Consider the following 1,143-nt stretch of genomic DNA (forward strand, 5'->3'; position numbering starts at 1 on the left):
GGCGCATCCTCGGCGACGCCGGTCAGGCCGTCTCGCTCGAGCACTACGGCGCTTCCGCCGATTACAAGACCTTGTTCCGGGAGTTCGGCATCACTGCCGACGCGACTGTCGAAGCCGCGCAGCGCTCCCTCGCAGCTGTGAAGGGATGATCTCGATGACACAGAACGTGAATACCGAAAAGCTCTCCGCTGCAGGCGTTTCCATCTGGCTCGACGACCTCTCGCGGGATCGCATCCAGTCCGGCAACCTGCAGAACCTCATCGACACGAAGTCGATCGTGGGCGTCACGACCAACCCGTCGATCTTCCAGGCAGCACTCTCCAAGGGATCGGCCTACGACGCTCAGGTCCGTGAGCTCGCACAGCGCGGCGCCGATGTCGACGCCACCATCACCGCGGTGACCACCGACGACGTGCGTGCTGCGTGTGACATCCTGGCTCCGCAGTTCGAGGCGTCGAACGGCGTCGACGGACGCGTGTCCATCGAGGTCGATCCTCGCCTGGCACACGACACCGACGCCACCGTCGCGCAGGCGATCGAGCTGCACAAGATCGTCGATCGCCCGAACGTCCTGATCAAGATCCCCGCGACGTTGGCAGGCATTCCCGCCATCGCCAAGGTGATCGGCGAGGGCATCAGCGTCAACGTCACCTTGATCTTCTCGGTCGAGCGCTACGAAGCAGTCATGGGCGCATACCTGGAAGGTCTGGACACCGCCAAGGCTGCCGGCCGCGACATCTCGTCCATCGAGTCGGTCGCCTCGTTCTTCGTTTCCCGCGTGGATTCCGAGATCGACAACCGCCTCACGGCAATCGGCACGCCGGAAGCCCTCGAGCTTCGTGGCAAGGCTGCACTCGCAAACGCACGTCTGGCGTACAACGCGTACCAGCAGATCTTCGAGGTGCAGCCGCGCTTCCAGGCTCTTCTGTCCGACGGCGCCAAGGCTCAGCGTCCGCTGTGGGCGTCGACCGGCGTGAAGAACCCGGATTACCCCGATACTCTCTACGTCACCGAGTTGGTTGCGCCGAACACGGTCAACACCATGCCGGAGAAGACGCTCGACGCTCTCGCCGACCACGGCGAGATCACCGGCGACACGATCTCGGGCACCGCTCAGGAGTCGCAGGCGGTCTACGATCAGCT

At 64.0% G+C, this 1,143-nt stretch carries 1 protein-coding gene; it reads left to right on the forward strand.

What is annotated here, in order from left to right; genetic code table 11:
* Positions 1 to 145: 145 nt before the first annotated feature.
* Positions 146 to 1,143, forward strand: a 998-nt coding sequence (tal, locus tag ABT116_RS48805; protein WP_351648028.1) for a transaldolase, incomplete at its 3' end; no start/stop codon positions are given.

Origin of the sequence: Streptomyces sp. NPDC002130, assembly GCF_040296465.1 — a bacterium.
Classification (GTDB): Bacteria; Actinomycetota; Actinomycetes; order Streptomycetales; family Streptomycetaceae; genus Streptomyces.